Below are 972 nucleotides of genomic sequence, written 5' to 3' on the forward strand. Positions count from 1 at the left end.
CGCCCGAGCCCCACACCGGCGCGCCGATCCAGCCGTCCGGGCCGCTGCGCACGATGCCGGCCCAGTCGCGACCGGGTGTGCGCGGCCACACCGCGTGCGGCATGCGGCCGAGTGCGGCCTTCACGTCGCTCGGGTTCACGCCGGCCGCGCGCACCTCGATCAGCATCTGGCCGTCGGCCGGGACGGGCGTGTCGATTTCCCTGACGCGCGCGTCGAGCGACTCGATGTCGGCGGCGGGGGCGTCGAAGCGGATGCTGCGCATGATGATCTCCGTGGCGGATGGCTGCCGCGCGGCCCGGCGGGGCGGTGCGTGCAGCGGGTGAAAAGGATGAATGCAGTCTAGTCGGCCCGGTTTGACGCGGAAACGTGCAAAGGCGGATGATTGTTTTGCGATAGACGCATAGCCCAATCCGAAGGCCCTGAATGGACGACTTCCTTTCCCCGCATCTGGCGCTGTTCGTCGACGTGGTCGACCAGCAGAGCTTCTCCGCAGCCGCGCGCCGGCTGGGTGTTGCCGCGTCGTCGGTCACGCGGCGCATCGACCGGCTCGAGACGCAGCTCGGCATCCGTCTCCTGCATCGCACCACGCATGCGCTGCGGCCGACCGAGGCCGGGCAGTTGCTGTACGGGCGCGCGACGCGGATGCTGGCCGAGCTGCGCGGCCTGCAGGAAGACCTGCACAGCCAGCACGACGAGCCGAGCGGGCTGCTGCGCGTCGACTGTCCGGCGCCGTTCGGCCGGCGTCACCTGATGGCCGCGCTGGCCGCGTTCATGCAGCGTCATCCGGCGCTGCAGGTCGACCTGGTGCTGACCGACAGCATGGTCGACCTGCAGGGCGCGCGGCTTGGCTCCGACGTCGATCTCGCGGTGCGCATCGGCCCGCTCGAGGACACGCGCTTCGTCGCGACCGTGCTGGCGCCGCAGCGGCGCGTGCTGTGCGCGAGCGCCGCGTATCTCGCGCGGCGCGGCGGG

At 71.7% G+C, this 972-nt stretch carries 2 protein-coding genes; one reads left to right on the top strand and one right to left on the bottom strand.

The genetic code is table 11. The annotated features are described in order from the left end of the window. A partial coding sequence (locus G3O06_RS48340; RefSeq protein WP_205820468.1) for an alcohol dehydrogenase catalytic domain-containing protein occupies window positions 1–262 on the bottom strand: 262 nt, incomplete at its 3' end. Between the two features lie 161 nt (window positions 263–423). Between G3O06_RS48340 and G3O06_RS48345 the strand changes: the two genes are divergently transcribed. After that, window positions 424–972, top strand: a 549-nt coding sequence (locus tag G3O06_RS48345) for a LysR family transcriptional regulator (RefSeq protein WP_205820469.1), incomplete at its 3' end; no start/stop codon positions are given.

This window comes from Burkholderia sp. Ac-20345 (assembly GCF_017104825.1).
In the GTDB taxonomy this organism is placed as follows: domain Bacteria; phylum Pseudomonadota; class Gammaproteobacteria; order Burkholderiales; family Burkholderiaceae; genus Burkholderia; species Burkholderia lata_B.